This window comes from Pseudalkalibacillus sp. A8 (assembly GCF_045920555.1).
GTDB lineage: Bacteria > Bacillota > Bacilli > Bacillales > Fictibacillaceae > Pseudalkalibacillus.
The window spans coordinates 329,970-345,890 of sequence record NZ_CP174509.1; the positions used below are offsets into that span (position 1 = coordinate 329,970).

A 15,921-nucleotide genomic window follows, 5' to 3' on the forward strand; every position below is an offset into this window, starting at 1 on the left:
TTCCTTATATATAAATGAATTTAGACTTAGCCGATGGTACAATTCGACTTTTTATTTTTTCTAGACGTTCAACACAAACCTTTTTTGGAATCTTAAAATCTCTAGACCACTGATCGATAATGGCTGGATTGGAAAGGTTATAATCATTAATCATATGAGTGGGTAGTGAGGCATAGAGAGTAAAGTGCCTGGCGTCTCTTTCCTGAAGTTCGTAAAAAGAATATGGCATGATAGATTGGCGACCTGCATGCCTTACAGCGTGGCAAAGCTCATGGAAGAATTGCTCTCGTTGTTGTATATATGGGAGGCGACTATCCAAGACAATTTCTTGAAACTTCCCTACTTTCATATAACTAGCTTGAGTGGGTCTACATGTGACAAATATTTGTGATTCTATTCCAATGCTGTAGACATTTAAATCATTTGGCTCTGTGAATTTGTGTTTTTTATACCACTGAGTTATTAGGTCTTCAAGAGTTGTGGTTGTATAGTAAGGAAACCTCAAACCAATCACCTTCCTTACATGCATTATACGAACATATGTTCTGTTTATCAATGAATAATTACAAAAAATGGATTTGGTTGTCAAAGTATGAAATATAACATATTAGTGATTATTTAACTGAAAAATCCAAAGTATAAGAATTCACCTCCAACACCATAATGAAATTTAAAATCATAGTTTTGGAGAGTGATAGACAATGTTCTTATCAGAAGCTTGGGAAAAGTATTATGTAGATAAAAAGATTGGAGATTATTCGTTACAAACATTGAAACATACTCTTTACAATTCAAAATGCTATTAAAACATTTTCGAGATGTAAAAACTGGAGAACTCGCTCTAGATCAGTTAAAGAATTATTTGATTGAGGTCGGAGAACATTTAAAACCCTCTAGTCTTGGACACAAAGTCCGTTTCTTAAACGGAATTGTTTGGAGAGGAACAATTTCCGTCAATTATTGAGAAAGCTCGCTGTTATCTCATTCTATTGCAAGAAGTGGACATATCTTTTATATTTTAACAATGAATAATTTGAAGTGTCCCCAGAACATCGTTTAGTCTTTACCGTTTTACTTTGAAAGGTTGATAATGAAATAGGGTTGATTTTAATGAGAAGTAGTATTATCATTTAGTTAATCGATTACGTAAGCGATTACATCTATGTATGTTGGAAGTGAAAATATGGGAAGCAGTGAATCAAAGAAAAATATTAGAATTAAAGATGTTGCAGAAAGAGCTAAGGTTTCAACTGCAACTGTATCACATGTTATTAATGGAACAAGATATGTCTCTCCAAAAGTTACTGAGAAAGTGGAAAAAGTTATGAAGGAACTAGATTATCGTCCTAATTCTGCTGCTAGGAGCTTAAGAAGCACGAAAACCAATACGATTGGTTTTTTGATTCCTGTAAAAGAAGATGATACTTCTAAATCGTTCTTTATGTCAATTGCTGAAGGCATTGAAGCAAATTTAAATAGTAAAGGATATAACTTGATATTAAGTAACTCTAAAGAAGATATGCAAGAAGAAATAAAAAGAATAAAAATGTTTAATACCCAGTTAGTAGATGGACTGATCTTAGCACCAACGAATAATAATTTTAACCACATTCAGGAAGTATTAGATAATCAATTTCCTATTGTTATGATAGATAGGTTACCGCTCAATTATAAGGGTGATTATGTATTGGTTGATAACTTCCAAGGAACATATGACGGTGTATCGAAATTAGTGTCATCTGGATATAGGAAGATCGGTTTTATCAGTTCTGAATTAGGTATTACTACTATAAATGAAAGATATGAAGGGTACAAACAAGCATTAAAAGATCATGATATTGAGTTTAACGAAAAGTTCATTGAATTAGGACTGTCTACTTTTCAATCTGGTTATGATCTAACCGAGAAACTTATTACTAATAATATTGATTCATTATTTATAGCAAATAATATTATGACGATGGGTTCCATTAAATGTATTAACGATAATGGTTTGCTAATGCCCAAAGATATTGCTGTGATTGGGTACGATAACTATGATTGGACTAAAATAACTACCCCGCCATTATCAGTAGTAAACCAACCAGCCTTTGATATTGGGTTTAAAGCTGCCGAATGTATTTTAAATCGTATCAATAATAAAGATCAAATAAAGGCGAATCATATTAAATTGAAAGCTCACCTAAAAATAAGAAAATCTATTTAATAGATTTTTTTCACTCTATTATTTAATCGATTACGTAATCGATTAAATAACGTATGTAAAGCATTTTGCTTTTTTATATAAATATTAAATTTCTAGGAGGATGAAATTTAATGAATGTATGGAAACTAAGAAGTCAGCTGAATGGGTTGTCATTTTTAAAGGACACAAACCTTTAAGAGAATTGAGCTATTATCGTTGAAGAGATTATAGGGAGGGGGATAGCTTAACCAAGGGGTCATTATATCTGGTTATTCGAAAAGATAATGATTTTCAAAGCCAAGCTATTGGTAAAAAATGAAATATCACAAAATCTGAAACCACTTTTGAAGTAGAGGATTGTTAGTTTAGAAGATGAACAGTGCCTTTGGTGGAAATAAAATATAGAAATTGAACAATACAAAATATATTTTTTGGAGGTTATTGTATGAATAAGAAATTACTACTTCTTATTATTTTATCAATTTTTGCAATTATGGTGTCGGCATGCAGCAATAATAATAGCTCTTCAAATGAGAGCGGTGATGGTGAAAGTGATCAGAAATTAACGGTGCTAGTCGAAGGAGGAAGTCCTGCAGAAACAGTTGCGAATGAAACAAGTGACGCCTTTCAGGAAGAAACAGGCTATGAAGTGGTCATTGAATCTGTACCATATACGGGTGTATATGATCGAATGAGGACAGAATTAACAACAGGCGCAGGTGCTTTTGATGTTGCAACTATTGATACAATTTGGCTTCCTGCACTTTATGAAGGTTTGGAACCTATCCAAGATATCGTGACCGAAGAGATAAGCGGGGACCTCTTTCCAGGTTTGATTGATGGGGCAACGATTGAAGAAAACGTATACGGGTTACCGACATGGACGAATTCGAAAATATTATTATATAGGAAAGATCTATTTGAAGATGAAAATAATAAAAGTAAATTTGAAGCTGAATTTGGATATGAATTAGGGCCACCTGAAGATTGGGAGCAATATAAGGATGTAGCAAGTTTCTTTGGCAATAATGAAGATTTTCCGGAGTTATACGGAACAACGGTTTTTGGGGCAAGCTCGGGTGACTCAGTGGCAAGTTGGTTAGACCACGTAACGCAAGCGGGAGCCGATAACTTGATAATGAATGAGGACGGAGAAGTGATTGTAGATGATAAATATCATGTAGAAGCATTAAATATGTTGGATGATTTAGTGTCAACAGAAGGTCTCGTTCCAGAAAATACTTTGGAAACGGCTTCAGCTGAGACTGCAGAACTATTTTACAACGGAAACTTAGCGATGATGTTAGCGTGGGGACATTTCTATGTACCAGCAAATGATCCTGATACATCCAGTGTAGCTGGAAACGTTGGAGTTGCTCCAATGATTGCAGGTGAAGGAGGTATTGGTGGGGTACCGGGGCCTTGGTATCAAGTGATCCCGTCTTCATCTAAGAAAAAGGATATGGCTAAAGAGTATTTAGAATTTATGTACGAAAAAAATGAACTTTATGCAGATGCTTTAGGTGTAGCAGCAAGACAGTCTGTTTTTGAAGAGTACGGACAAGAAGAAAAATATTCTCATTTGGCACCTTTGGCTACGACGTTGGAAGCTGAACAAACTCAAAACCGTCCCTCAACTGATCAATGGCAAGAAATTGAAAGTGAAGCGTTAATCCCTGCAGTGCAAAAAGTGCTTGGAGGAGAAATCACAGCTCAGGAAGCCTTAGAGGAAGCAAAAGAGAAAATTGAAGGTATCGTAAATTAAGCATAAAGATGAAAAGGATAGGTTGACTCCCTGTCCTTTTCTCAATAAAAACATTTTTAGAAGGAGGATAATTTTATGACTAAGGAATCGAAAATATCCTTTTTATTCTTCGCACCAGCAGGAATTTTTATGCTTATATTTCTATTCTTTCCTGTAATGCTCTTGATTAAAGATAGTTTCTTTCAAGTGGATATGATCTCTCAAGATTCAGGTACATTTGTAGGTATAAACAATTATATAGAATCTATCAAATCAGAGCGTTTCCTGGGAGCGACGACCAACACATTGATTTATGTTGTTGTTGCAGTGAGTGCAGAGCTTATCTTAGGGTTATTTTTCGCTATGTTGTTGAATACGGGTTTTAAAGGTCACGGGTTGGTTAGAACAATTTTGCTCAGTCCATTAATGATTGCACCTTTAGTTTCTGGTTTGATATGGAAATTCATGTTGAATAGTCAATTTGGTATTGTGAACCAGGTGTTGTATGACCTGAATATCACTTCGAGCAGGCAAGCTATTCAATGGTTATCGGACGATAGGACAGCACTGTTATCGACCATTATTGCTGATATTTGGTTGACTACACCATTTATGATGCTGGTATTACTTGCGGGTTTGCAAGGAATTCCAACTACGTTGTATGAGTCAGCAAAAATTGATGGGGCAAATAAAATTCAAACGTTTTTTTATATTACATTGCCATCATTGCTTCCAATAATGGTTGTAGCGATATTAATAAGAACAGTAGATGCTGCAAGAACATTTGATATTGTTTGGGTTTTAACTCAAGGGGGTCCTGCTAATTCTTCAGAAGTGTTGAGTACTTATATGTATAAAACATTAACCAGGTACGGTGAGGTTGGTGAATCTAGTGCGATGGCAGTGCTATTTATTATTCTTTTATTGTTACTGAGTTCTTACTTCCTTGTAAGTATGTTTAAAGCTAACAAAAAGTAAAGAGGAGATGTAAAATGGGATCTTTCAGTAATACAACTCAAGAAAAGAAAACACTGATTCAAATGATAAGACAGCACAATAAAAAGTTCATAGGTTTCATCACGACCATACTTGCTCTGTTGTTTATAAGCCCGTATATATACATTATTTTTACATCTATAAAACCATCTTCAGAAGCGATAAGTAACTCTCCAACATTTTTTCCTAGGGAATTATCAATAGAGAATTATATTTCCATGTTTAATCAGATGCCGATATTAAGTTACTTTTTCAACAGTTTTATTACAGCTTTTATCAGTACAATTTTATCGGTGTTCCTAGGTGCTTTGGCAGCATATGGGCTGGCAAGATTTTCATCGAAGTTGGGAAATTTATTTCTTCTGATCACATTATGTATTCGCATGATACCTATGATAAGTATTGCCATCCCCATGTATATTATTATTAATTCGATGGGGTTGATTGATACTCATTTAGCTTTGATTATAACCTACACAAGCATAAATGTTCCTTTTGCAATCTGGCTAATGATGGGGTTCTTTAATAATATTCCGAAAGAATTTGATGAAGCGGCGAGAATAGATGGCTGCAATATATTCACCTCCTTCATAAAAGTAATACTACCAGTATCCTTACCTGGTTTGGCCACCACTTCAATATTTTGCTTTATGCTGGCATGGAATGACTTTCTGTTTGCTTTATTATTAACTAGTACAAATGCTAAAACTGCTACTGTTGGAATTTCTGAATTTTTAACAGCATATAACTTAGGTTTAGGTCCCATGACAGCAGCAGCAGTTAGTTTCAGTTTACCTGTAATGGTATTTTCGATACTAGTTCAGAGATACATTGTAAGTGGTATGACTTTAGGGTCTGTAAAAGGGTAGAAACTCAATTATTACTTCAAAGTAGAGGTGCGGGTTTATGACAAATAATCATAATGAACAAATTAGTAAAGCAAACACTTATATAGATCGACAGCAAGAAATAGTGAAAGACTCTAAATATCGCTTCAATTATCACATGATGCCACCCGTAGGTTGGATGAATGATCCCAATGGGTTGATCCAATATAATGGCGAATATCATTTGTTCTATCAACATCACCCCTATGCTCCAGAGTGGGGGCCGATGCATTGGGGGCACGCTAAAAGTAGAGATCTAGTCAATTGGGAACACCTTCCCATAGCTTTAGCACCTTCTGAATACTATGACATTGGCACAATAGATGACCATGGTTGTTTCTCAGGAAGTGCTATAGAAAAAGATGATGAATTGTATTTATTCTATACGGGTCATTCTATTGAGCGTGAACCTATGCAAGTACAATGTGTAGCTAAAAGTAGAGATGGAATACATTTTGTCAAAGAAGCTAAAAATCCTGTGATTGATCATTTTCCAAAGGATGGATCAAAAGATTTCCGTGATCCTAAGGTTTGGCAATGCGGTAGTCAATATTATATTGTAGTAGGATCCAAGAAAGACGGGAAAGGAAAAGCTCTCTTGTATCAATCATCCAATTTAATAGAATGGGATTATAGAGGAGTAGTAGCTGAGAGTAACGGAGAACAGGGGGATATGTGGGAATGTCCGGATCTATTTCCATTAGGAAAAGAACATGCTCTTATTTTGTCACCTATGTATGGAGAGAAGAATGAAAAACCTATAATTATTTTTGGTGAAATGGACTATAACGTCGCGAAATTTTACCAGGAAAGAAGTATGTTGTTGGATTATGGTCATGATTTTTATGCCCCCCAGACATTGAAGGACGATAAAGGAAGGCGGATTATGATGGGGTGGATGGACATGTGGTTTTCAAAACGTCCATCTGAGAATGATGGTTGGGTTGGAGCTATGACCATTCCTAGAGAATTAACTTATAACCAAAATGGTATATTTGTACAACAGCCTGTTGAAGAATTAAAAACCTTAAGAAAGAATCATCATTGCATTGAAAGTTTTGAAATATATGGAGAGCGCAGTTTTCCGAAATTAGAGGGAATTGGAACGGAGATATGTATTGAGTTCGATATGATCAACTCAGACTCCCCTGTATTTGGTCTTAATCTAAGATGTTCAAAAGATAGATCAGAAAAAACAGTAGTAAAAATAAATAAGAACGCGGAAGAAATTATCGTGGATTTAACATCAGCTGGTGAAGGAGAAAGTGGAATTTATAAGGCACCTTATAAATCTACGATTGATGGGAAATTGAACTTAAGAATATTCCTCGACACTACGTCAATAGAGATATTTGTAAATCATGGGGAGCAAGTCATAACAAATAGAATATACCCTAACACTACAAGCAAAGAAGTAGATTTATTTGCTGAAAAGGGGAAAGCAAGAGTGTTGAAGGCTGATAAATGGTCTCTGAAATCTGTATGGTAAGCATCGTAAAGATGTGTGAAACAAAGGAGCAAAGTCATAATGGCGGAAAAATTATTAGGCTCGATTGAAGCTGGGGGAACGAAGTTTGTTGTTGCCGTGGCGGACTTCGATTACAACGTGAAGGAACTTAAAAAGTTTCCAACAACAACACCTGAAAAAACACTGGCAGAAGCGATCAACTTCTTTGAACATTTTGATGTTGCCTCTATAGGTGTTGGTTCCTTTGGCCCGGTTGATGTGAAGGTAGAATCGGAAACTTATGGACATGTGTTGAATACCCCTAAAGCGGATTGGTCTGGATTTGATTTTTTAGAAACCTTGAAAGTCGCATTTGATATCCCAATGTATTTTACTACAGATGTAAATTCTTCTGCCTACGGAGAGTATACGAAGGGTTCTGGGCTTGGTGCTGATTCGTTGGTTTATTTCACGCTTGGTACGGGGGTCGGTGGTGGCGCTATCCAAGATGGAAAGTTTATCGGAGGAATCGACCATGCTGAAATGGGTCATGCAACAGTTATTGCTCACCCCGAAGATACATATGAGGGAGGGTGTCCTTTCCATAGCAATCATTGCTTTGAAGGACTTGCTTCTGGTCCAACGTTAGAAGGGCGCACGGGGGCTAAAGGAGAAACACTCCCTCGAGATCACAAGGTGTTTGATTTTATCTCCTACTATGCAGGGCAAATTGCTTTCAACACCTTTGTAAACATGGCGCCAGAAAAAATTGTCTTCGGGGGTTCTGTCCTTCAAGGGGCAGATATGCCAAAAGTTCGCGAGTATTTCAAACAATTTAATAATGGTTACGTTGCGACACCAGACCTAGAAGAGCTCATCGTTCGTCCAAGCATTGAAAATAACCGCTCTGCAACCATCGGTAACTTCGGGTTGGCCTTGAAGGTGTTGAAAGAATAAGAAGGTTGTCATTTCTAGGATAAGCATGAATTCGGAAGGTTTTGCTTCCATCTACATCAAGGAAAAAGTAGTTTTAAAAAAACACATTTAATTGATAGGAGAATTCATTTATGGCTAGCGAAAATTATTACGACGTAACGGAATGGCCTATCGGTAATCCTTATGAGGATATCGGGGAGGTAATCAATAGTATTATAGCCGATATAAAAAGTAGGCAAGTGGAGACTGATGTGAATAAAGGCGGAAAACCTGGGGGAGTTATCTATATTCCACCGGGAGATTATCACCTTGTCAGTCAAGTAGTTATAGATATCAGTTATCTTAAAATTATGGGTTCTGGTCACGGGTTTACATCTTCAAGTATTCGTTTCAACACTCCAGAGAATGAATGGGAGGATTTGCATGAATTGTGGCCGGGAGGAAGTCGTGTACTTGTAGATATTACTCCGGAAGTAAATGACGAAGAATATAAAGGGGCTGCATTTTATATTGAACGAAGTGGAAATCCCCGAATAAGTTCGGTAGAGTTTTCCGACTTTTGTATTGATGGTTTACATTTTATTGAAGATGGTTCAGGGATAGCGAATCCGGAAAACACATATACTAATGGGAAAACGGGGATTTACGTTGGAAGTGCTTGTGATTCATTTCGAATTACCGGCATGGGGTTTGTATATTTAGAGCACGGGGTTACTATTTACCATGCAGACGCACTTACTATACATGATAATTTCATAGCTGAATGCGGTAACTGTATAGAACTACGAGGTTGGGGGCAGGCTTCGAAAATAACCGATAACTTGATAGGTGCCGGTTTTAAGGGATATTCAATATACGCTCAAAATTTTGGTGGGCTTTTGATTACAGCGAATAATGTATTTCCACGAGGTGCGAGCAGTATCCATTTTGATGGTGTGACACGTTCGAGTATCACAAATAATAGACTTCATTCATTCTATCCAGGCATGGTGGTGTTCAGGGGGAATTGTTCGGAAAACTTGGTTTCTTCAAATCACTTTTTACGAGATCACGAACCTTGGACTCCATTCCTGGAAATAGACAATGGTTTGGATGATTTGTATGGTCTCCTCTATATTAGTGGCAATGATAATTCCGTAATTGCTAATCACTTTTCTAAAGTAATTAATAGTGAGAACATCAAACCGGTAGGTGCGACACCTGTAATCATACGTATTGTTTCGGGCAATGGAAATTATGTTTCTAACAATCATGTTGTTGCTACCGAGGCTCATGCCAAGACCAGTGATTCTTGTTTCTCTGCACAAGTAGACGCTTTGTTGACTACCGAAGCATCAGAGCGGCTTACCGTAACAACAGTATTGGTAGAAAAAGAATCTCTTCAAAATACGATTCTCGATTCGGGAAGTGATGCGCAGGTTGTTATGGACAAGACTGTAAATGCATTCAGAGCCACTCCAACTCCAAGAGCTAAATAACATGTTCATTCCATCTATAATAGAAAGAATGGAGAATATTACATTCTCCTCTAATTAAACACAAAAGCAGGGACTTCCTAATGAAGTTCCCTGCTTTTATTTATTTTCTTTTTCCTCAAGCTTTTTAGACTTTTTCACTAAATATTGAAAGTAACTTTCCAATTCCCTTATTTGCTCTGGACTCATTGATTTCCACTTTTCCAAATCAAAAAAAGCTGCATCTTCTATTCCGTATTGGTCCATCAATTTATTCACTTCTTTTATGGAATCAAATTCATTGCTTTTATCCACTTGATAATCTGAAATATCTGATCGGCCTAAAAGGTAATCGGTGGATACATCAAAAATTATGCACATACGGTAACAGAGGCTTATAAGTTTAAAAGTGCGTACGATGAAGAAAAGTGGGAAGATCATGAAGCAAATAAAGCTTTCTATCGGGAAAAACTTACTTACGGATTACCTCAAACAGGAACAAAAGGTTTAGACCCTGTAGTACCTAAAGGGGCAGAAGTTTTATTGGAAACTCGTCAGCCTTATTTGACAGATAAACAACGTAGAGAAGTATTGTATACCACAGAAATTGAATCAGGCTACCCTGTAATAGACGAGTCAAATGGTTGGGGAAGACTTGATTTGGTAACAGCATCTGATGGATATGGTGCGTTTTTAAGCAATGTAACAGTGGATATGGATGCTTCAAAAGGAAGATTTAATGCCCATGATTGGTGGAGAAATGATATTACTGGCAGTGGTATGCTTACCAAGCAAGGGACAGGAACGCTTACATTGACAGGAAGTAATAGTTATTCAGGAGGCACATTGCTACAAGGAGGAACGTTAGAAGCTACTTCTACGACTGCTTTTGGTGAAGGCGATCTTTATGTAGAAAATGGTGCAGTTTTAGTTAATGTAGATGGACCTTTAAATTTAAATGGCAATTTAACAGTGGAAGCTGGAAACCTAGATATTGCAATGGATAATGACAACAGTCAACTAAATGTTGATGGATTGTTATACCTTGATGGTGGGGACCTGAATTTGGATCTTTCTAATTATGAAATAGAAAAGGCTACAAACATTACTTTAATGACTGCCGACAAGGTGAAAGGTAAATTCGATAATGTAACTGCTGATGGTTACAAGGTAACTGTCACTTACAGAAATAATAGTGTCGTTGCAGATATCAAAGCAAAATAATAGCAATTGGTAATTCGAAATCGAGTAGGAGGGGGTGATGAACCCCCGACCTCTCACACCACCATACGTACCGTTCGGTATACGGCGGTTCCATTAAGGTAGACGCAGAGTTTCATAACGATTATACAGACTTTTCAACCCTCGATGACTCCAAAAGGAGTTTTCGAGGGTTTTGTGTAGGATTGGACTACATGCAATTCTCCAGTATTTCTTTCTAGAGTTACCCCATTCATACGCTTGGCTTTTGGAACTCCTAGACCAATAAGTTTTCTTCTCGTGTCTTAGGTTTCTTCCATTGTTTCCATTCGCACATCTTGAGTCTTCGCCAAATCCATTCATCAAATTCCTTGAATTTACTTGGTGTATCTGCCAGGGCGAAATATCCGCACCAGCCAGTTAAATATTGATTAAGCATCTCAATCCGTTGTTCCATTGGGTATGGTTCTGAACGCTCGCTTCCTCCAGATTCCATGTCATCATGGACACCCTTGCGTTGAGCCAACCGCTACTACTGCCTTCCCGGCTCGGGACTTTCACCCTATAGACTGCGCCCGGCAAAGGGAGAGGGTATTCCTCTTCGATAGAATGAGATGTAGAATATATTTAATTAATGAAGAAATGAAGAAAAAAAGGAGACGACCCAGGGAAAAGACCGGGTCATCTTTTAATTATTTATAATTGTCCAGTTAGGAATTGAGCTTCTCCATTTCCGAAGCTCCAATCGGCATCCCCGTTGTTTGTGATGGACACCATGATGTTTTCAGGGGAGATGCCGCAACGTTCCTGAAGGTAAACAGCTAAATTTCGATAAAGCTTTTCTTTTTGTTTTTCCGTTCTAGGTCTACTGGTTAAAGAAATCACTACTACATCCTTGCTACGCTCAAACCCAAGTCCCGTATCTTGTATAATCATCTCATGAGCTGGGTGTTGGTGTACGATTTGGTAGCGGTCACGCTCTGGAACTTGAAAAGCATCTACCATAGCTTCATGGGAGGCGTCTAACAAAGATTGTAGTTCTTCTTTAGACCTCCCTTTTACTAGGTCAAACTGAACTAATGGCATCCTATTTCCTCCTTTGATTAAGTTTATCAAAAACATATCATAAAATCGAAAAAATAAATACAATTTATCTAAAAATAACGCAAAAAGTGGTGAAGTTTTGAGCTTATTTTGGTATTATGAAGTAAAGAAAGCATCCAAGTTTTATTTTTTCCATAACGAACAACAAACAAGATGGGGGTCATTTGCAATGATAAAGATTAAGCGAATTAATGAGTTACTTCAGTATGTGCAAAAGATGCATACAGTCTCACTAGATGATTTAGTCAAAGAATTTAAGGTATCTAAAAACACGGTTCGGAGGGATGTCCAAGAATTAGTGGACCAAGGCAAGCTTAAAAAGGTTTATGGGGGAGTGTCAGTCAATAAATCTTCTACTGTACCTTACCATGATCGAAAAGTGCAGAATCAAGAAGGGAAAATTAAAATTGCAGAAATGGCTGCCTCCTATGTAGGGGATGGAGATATCATTTTTCTTGATTCCGGTACAACAACAGTCGAGTTATTGGAATTCATAAAGGATAAAAATCTGATTATCGTCACGAATAATCTTGATTTTACACTTGAAGCCACTCCTTACAGCAATTTAAAAATTTATTCAACAGGCGGGATGTATGAGAGGTCTACTAAGTCTTATGCAGGGCTGGAGAGTGCAGAAGCGGTTAAGAGTTATAACTTTAGCAAAGCATTCATGGCATCTACAGGCATATCCTTAACGAATGGGATAACCAACTCTTCTCCACAAGAGACGCAAATTAAAAGTACGGTGGTAGACAGGAGTAAAGAGGTTTTCCTCCTAGTAGATCACAGTAAATTCGATCATTACTCATTAACCACTTATTGTGACATGGAAGATATCGATTATATAGTAACAGATGAAGCACCAGAAGATAAATACAATCAGTTTGCTGAAAAAAATAATGTGAAATTGATCTTCCCGTAATCTATTATGGATTCAACTAATTTAGTGAAGGAAATATTCTGAAAACGGTTGACTGAAAACGCTTTATATATTATGGTTGTATCATGATTTAACAATAAGTTAACCAAAAGTTAATATAAAAAGTTCCATATTTGGAAATGAACCTCGTAGTCTAATTGTTTAAGGGTAACTGTTGGGTGATTATTTTTGTAAGCGTTTGTTAATGCAATTGAATTAATGGAGGGATGAAAATGAGCCTTTTGCTTAGAAAGCCCCAACGTGTGGTGAAATCTGAAGGTGTAACCATAGTCCATGACATTACAGAAGAGCAATCCAATTTAGAATATGTACGGTTTAAAGTAGTGGACTTGGAAAAAGGGGCATTCTATGGTGAACAATTGAATGATTTGGAGTGCTGTGTAGTTGCTTTAACCGGTAAGATTGATTTCAAGGAAGGGGAAGAAACATTTGAGAATCTCGGTACCCGTAACAGCGTGTTTGAACAGAAACCTACGGATAGTGTTTATGTCTCAAACGATCGCACTTTTGAAGTGAAAGCGGTTACTAATGCTCGTGTCGCTTTATGCTATTCACCTTCCGAAAAACAGCTTCCCACTAAGTTGATTAAAGCTGACTCTATTGATGTAGAGCATAGAGGGAAATGCAACAATAAAAGAAAAGTTCATAATATTCTACCGGACTCTGATCCTTCAGCCAACAGTCTTCTTGTTGTTGAGGTTTATACAGAGAGCGGAAACTGGTCATCCTATCCACCGCATAAGCATGACCAAGATAATTTACCTGAAGAATCCTTTTTAGAGGAGACCTACTATCATGAAATGGATCCTCAACAAGGTTTTGTGTTTCAGCGTGTGTATACGGATGATCGCTCATTAGATGAAACCATGACAGCGGAAAATGGGGATGTTGTAATTGTTCCAAAAGGTTATCATCCAGTTGGAGTGCCTGATGGGTATACGTCCTATTATTTGAATGTAATGGCTGGACCTGTCCGGAAGTGGAAGTTCAATAATGATGAAGACCATGAATGGATTGTAAATCGTGATTAAGAATCTATAAAAATATGAAACCTAAAGAATGTAAAGGTGGATCGCATATGAAAGAAACCATTCGTTTAACAACCTCTCAAGCACTAATTAAATTTATAAAAAACCAATATATTCATGTGGATGGAGAAGAGTTTCCTTTTGTAGAAGGTGTATTTAATATATTCGGTCACGGGAATGTCCTAGGTATTGGAGAGGCCCTTGAACAAGACGCTGGAGATTTAAAGGTCATCCAAGGAAAGAATGAACAAGGAATGTCACTTGCCGCCATTGCTTACAGCAAAGAAAAGCTCAGAAAAAAAATTTATGCTGTAACAACCTCTGTAGGTCCCGGTTCTGCTAATACGGTCACAGCAGCAGCAACAGCGCTTGCGAATAACATTCCGGTGTTGTTTCTGCCTGGTGATACATTTGCTACAAGGCAGCCAGACCCTGTTCTTCAGCAGTTTGAACAAGAAAACAGTATATCAACAACAACCAATGATGCCCTGAAGCCTGTTTCAAGATATTGGGACCGTGTGACACGTCCAGAACAGTTAATGAGCAGCTTAATTAGAGCTTTTGAAGTTATGACAGATCCTGCAAAGGCAGGACCAGCGACAATCTCAATTTCTCAGGACGTTGAGGGGGAAGCGTATGACTTCGATACAGACTTCTTCAAAAAGCGAATTCATTATATGGACCGCCCGATTCCTCGCGAACGTGAGTTGAAAGGCGCGGAAGAGTTGATTCGTAATAGTAAAAAGCCTGTCATTTTAGTAGGCGGAGGCGCCAAATATTCTCAAGCCCGTGAAATTCTAATGGAGCTATCTGAAAAACATAATATTCCGTTAGTAGAAACACAGGCTGGAAAGGCTACAGTAGAATCAGACTTCAAAAATAATCTAGGAGGTCTGGGTATTACAGGAACCCTTGCTGCTAATAAAGCAGCCAAGCAATCGGATCTCATTATTGGGGTAGGAACAAGGTATACGGACTTTGCAACTTCTTCCAAAACCGCTTTTGACTTCGAGAATACCCGTTTTCTCAATATAAATGTCAATCGAATGCAGTCCTATAAAATGGATGGATTCCAAGTAGTGGCCGATGCGAAACTTACTTTAGAGCAATTGCAGCCGCTGTTAGATGGATATGAATCGGAATTTGGCTCAGAAATACAAGAGCTGAAAACTGAATGGTTAAAAGAACGGGATCGTTTGAGTGGAGTGGTTTACATCAGAGAAAACTTTGAACCTGAGATTAAAAATCATTTTTCGCAAGAAGTCCTGAACGAATATGCAGATGCTTTGAAGACAGAGCTACCCCAGACAACTGCCCTATTAAAGATAAATGAAACGATTGATCCGAGCAGTGTGATTATTTGTTCGGCAGGTTCTTTACCTGGAGACTTGCAAAGGCTTTGGCATTCAACTGTTCCGAATACTTACCACTTGGAATATGGTTATTCCTGCATGGGATACGAAATTTCCGGAACACTTGGCTTGAAGCTTGCGAACCCGGATAAAGAAGTATATTCCATTGTTGGAGATGGAAGTTTTCTAATGCTTCATTCAGAACTGATTACTTCCCTTCAATATAATAAAAAAATCAATATTCTGCTGTTTGATAATTCTGGTTATGGCTGTATCAATAATTTGCAAATGGATCATGGCAGCGGCAGTTATTATTGTGAATTTAGAACAGACAAGAACGAGGTTATGAATATTGACTATGCAAAAGTGGCTGAAGGCTATGGTGCGAAAACCTATAAAGTGCGTTCACTGGGAGAGTTAGAAGAAGCTTTGGAAGATGCAAAAAAACAGAATGTCTCAACACTGATCGACATGAAGGTGTTACCGAAGACTATGACAGACGGCTATCAAAGCTGGTGGAATGTTGGAGTAGCGGAAGTGTCAGAAAAGGAAAGCGTTCAAAAAGCACACAAGCATCGAATGAAAATGCTTGAGGAAGCGAAGCAGTATTAGAACTTAAGCGTGAAAATTAAAGGTGGGAGGGTGGAA

Annotated in this window: 14 protein-coding genes and 1 pseudogene; 11 read left to right on the forward strand and 4 right to left on the reverse strand. The window is 37.5% G+C overall.

All coding sequences use genetic code 11. From position 1 onward, the window contains the following. Nucleotides 1-4: 4 nt before the first annotated feature. Nucleotides 5-349, reverse strand: a complete 345-nt coding sequence (locus ACJROX_RS01850; protein ID WP_408009090.1) for an ImmA/IrrE family metallo-endopeptidase — start codon at nt 347-349, stop codon at nt 5-7. An 834-nt stretch (nt 350-1,183) separates the two neighbouring features. Between ACJROX_RS01850 and ACJROX_RS01855 the strand changes: the two genes are divergently transcribed. The 7 genes from ACJROX_RS01855 to ACJROX_RS01885 all read left to right on the forward strand — a co-directional run bounded on the left by ACJROX_RS01855 (nt 1,184) and on the right by ACJROX_RS01885 (nt 9,673). Then, the gene (locus ACJROX_RS01855; RefSeq protein ID WP_408009091.1) at nt 1,184-2,206 is read left to right on the forward strand and encodes a LacI family DNA-binding transcriptional regulator; all 1,023 of its coding nucleotides are present in this window, start codon (nt 1,184-1,186) and stop codon (nt 2,204-2,206) included. A 424-nt stretch (nt 2,207-2,630) separates the two neighbouring features. Further along, complete coding sequence (locus tag ACJROX_RS01860; protein WP_408009092.1) at nt 2,631-3,950, forward strand: extracellular solute-binding protein; 1,320 nt, start codon at nt 2,631-2,633, stop codon at nt 3,948-3,950. A 75-nt stretch (nt 3,951-4,025) separates the two neighbouring features. Further along, nucleotides 4,026-4,907 (forward strand): carbohydrate ABC transporter permease, encoded by an 882-nt coding sequence (locus ACJROX_RS01865; protein ID WP_408009093.1) that lies wholly within the window; start codon nt 4,026-4,028, stop codon nt 4,905-4,907. 14 nt (nt 4,908-4,921) lie between these two features. Beyond that, entirely contained in the window at nt 4,922-5,794 is an 873-nt protein-coding gene (locus ACJROX_RS01870) for a carbohydrate ABC transporter permease (RefSeq protein ID WP_408009094.1), read from the forward strand. A gap of 37 nt (nt 5,795-5,831) precedes the next feature. Then, nucleotides 5,832-7,301 carry a glycoside hydrolase family 32 protein gene (locus ACJROX_RS01875; protein ID WP_408009095.1) on the forward strand — a complete coding sequence of 490 codons (1,470 nt, stop codon included), beginning with the start codon at nt 5,832-5,834 and terminating at the stop codon, nt 7,299-7,301. 39 nt (nt 7,302-7,340) lie between these two features. Beyond that, the gene (locus ACJROX_RS01880) at nt 7,341-8,216 is read left to right on the forward strand and encodes an ROK family protein (RefSeq protein WP_408009096.1); all 876 of its coding nucleotides are present in this window, start codon (nt 7,341-7,343) and stop codon (nt 8,214-8,216) included. A gap of 110 nt (nt 8,217-8,326) precedes the next feature. Then, nucleotides 8,327-9,673, forward strand: coding sequence for a NosD domain-containing protein (locus ACJROX_RS01885; RefSeq protein WP_408009097.1), 1,347 nt, complete (start codon nt 8,327-8,329; stop codon nt 9,671-9,673). Between the two features lie 96 nt (nt 9,674-9,769). On the opposite strand, the gene ACJROX_RS01890 is transcribed toward ACJROX_RS01885, so the two are convergent. Continuing rightward, nucleotides 9,770-9,964: a hypothetical protein gene (locus tag ACJROX_RS01890; RefSeq protein WP_408009098.1), complete on the reverse strand. Its 195-nt coding sequence runs from the start codon at nt 9,962-9,964 to the stop codon at nt 9,770-9,772. Nucleotides 9,965-10,213: 249 nt separating this feature from the next. Between ACJROX_RS01890 and ACJROX_RS01895 the strand changes: the two genes are divergently transcribed. Continuing rightward, nucleotides 10,214-10,873 carry an autotransporter-associated beta strand repeat-containing protein gene (locus ACJROX_RS01895; RefSeq protein ID WP_408009099.1) on the forward strand — a complete coding sequence of 220 codons (660 nt, stop codon included), beginning with the start codon at nt 10,214-10,216 and terminating at the stop codon, nt 10,871-10,873. Between the two features lie 93 nt (nt 10,874-10,966). Here ACJROX_RS01895 and ACJROX_RS01900 read toward each other — a convergent pair. Together ACJROX_RS01900 and ACJROX_RS01905 are read right to left on the reverse strand one after the other, a co-directional pair. After that, nucleotides 10,967-11,330 (reverse strand): annotated as a pseudogene (locus ACJROX_RS01900) (group II intron maturase-specific domain-containing protein); the annotation flags it as partial. A gap of 215 nt (nt 11,331-11,545) precedes the next feature. Continuing rightward, nucleotides 11,546-11,935 carry a tautomerase family protein gene (locus tag ACJROX_RS01905; RefSeq protein WP_408009100.1) on the reverse strand — a complete coding sequence of 130 codons (390 nt, stop codon included), beginning with the start codon at nt 11,933-11,935 and terminating at the stop codon, nt 11,546-11,548. 187 nt (nt 11,936-12,122) lie between these two features. On the opposite strand from ACJROX_RS01905, the gene ACJROX_RS01910 reads away from it, so the two are divergent. The 3 genes from ACJROX_RS01910 to iolD all read left to right on the forward strand — a co-directional run bounded on the left by ACJROX_RS01910 (nt 12,123) and on the right by iolD (nt 15,885). Then, a complete protein-coding gene (locus ACJROX_RS01910; protein ID WP_408009101.1) occupies nt 12,123-12,875 on the forward strand; it encodes a DeoR/GlpR family DNA-binding transcription regulator in 753 nt (250 codons plus the stop codon). 230 nt (nt 12,876-13,105) lie between these two features. Next, a complete protein-coding gene (iolB, locus tag ACJROX_RS01915; protein WP_408009102.1) occupies nt 13,106-13,924 on the forward strand; it encodes a 5-deoxy-glucuronate isomerase in 819 nt (272 codons plus the stop codon). A 47-nt stretch (nt 13,925-13,971) separates the two neighbouring features. Next, nucleotides 13,972-15,885, forward strand: a complete 1,914-nt coding sequence (iolD, locus tag ACJROX_RS01920) for a 3D-(3,5/4)-trihydroxycyclohexane-1,2-dione acylhydrolase (decyclizing) (RefSeq protein WP_408009103.1) — start codon at nt 13,972-13,974, stop codon at nt 15,883-15,885. Nucleotides 15,886-15,921: the final 36 nt, after the last annotated feature.

Bases quoted from the DNA above. Each gene is read 5' to 3' on its own strand.
- ACJROX_RS01905 (WP_408009100.1), bottom strand. From the start codon at position 11,935: ATGCCATTAGTTCAGTTTGACCTAGTAAAAGGGAGGTCTAAAGAAGAA.
- ACJROX_RS01875 (WP_408009095.1), top strand. From the start codon at position 5,832: ATGACAAATAATCATAATGAACAAATTAGTAAAGCAAACACTTATATA.
- iolD (WP_408009103.1), top strand. From the start codon at position 13,972: ATGAAAGAAACCATTCGTTTAACAACCTCTCAAGCACTAATTAAATTT.
- ACJROX_RS01910 (WP_408009101.1), top strand. From the start codon at position 12,123: ATGATAAAGATTAAGCGAATTAATGAGTTACTTCAGTATGTGCAAAAG.
- ACJROX_RS01870 (WP_408009094.1), top strand. From the start codon at position 4,922: ATGGGATCTTTCAGTAATACAACTCAAGAAAAGAAAACACTGATTCAA.
- ACJROX_RS01880 (WP_408009096.1), top strand. From the start codon at position 7,341: ATGGCGGAAAAATTATTAGGCTCGATTGAAGCTGGGGGAACGAAGTTT.
- ACJROX_RS01865 (WP_408009093.1), top strand. From the start codon at position 4,026: ATGACTAAGGAATCGAAAATATCCTTTTTATTCTTCGCACCAGCAGGA.
- ACJROX_RS01855 (WP_408009091.1), top strand. From the start codon at position 1,184: ATGGGAAGCAGTGAATCAAAGAAAAATATTAGAATTAAAGATGTTGCA.
- ACJROX_RS01850 (WP_408009090.1), bottom strand. From the start codon at position 349: ATGAAAGTAGGGAAGTTTCAAGAAATTGTCTTGGATAGTCGCCTCCCA.
- ACJROX_RS01885 (WP_408009097.1), top strand. From the start codon at position 8,327: ATGGCTAGCGAAAATTATTACGACGTAACGGAATGGCCTATCGGTAAT.
- iolB (WP_408009102.1), top strand. From the start codon at position 13,106: ATGAGCCTTTTGCTTAGAAAGCCCCAACGTGTGGTGAAATCTGAAGGT.
- ACJROX_RS01860 (WP_408009092.1), top strand. From the start codon at position 2,631: ATGAATAAGAAATTACTACTTCTTATTATTTTATCAATTTTTGCAATT.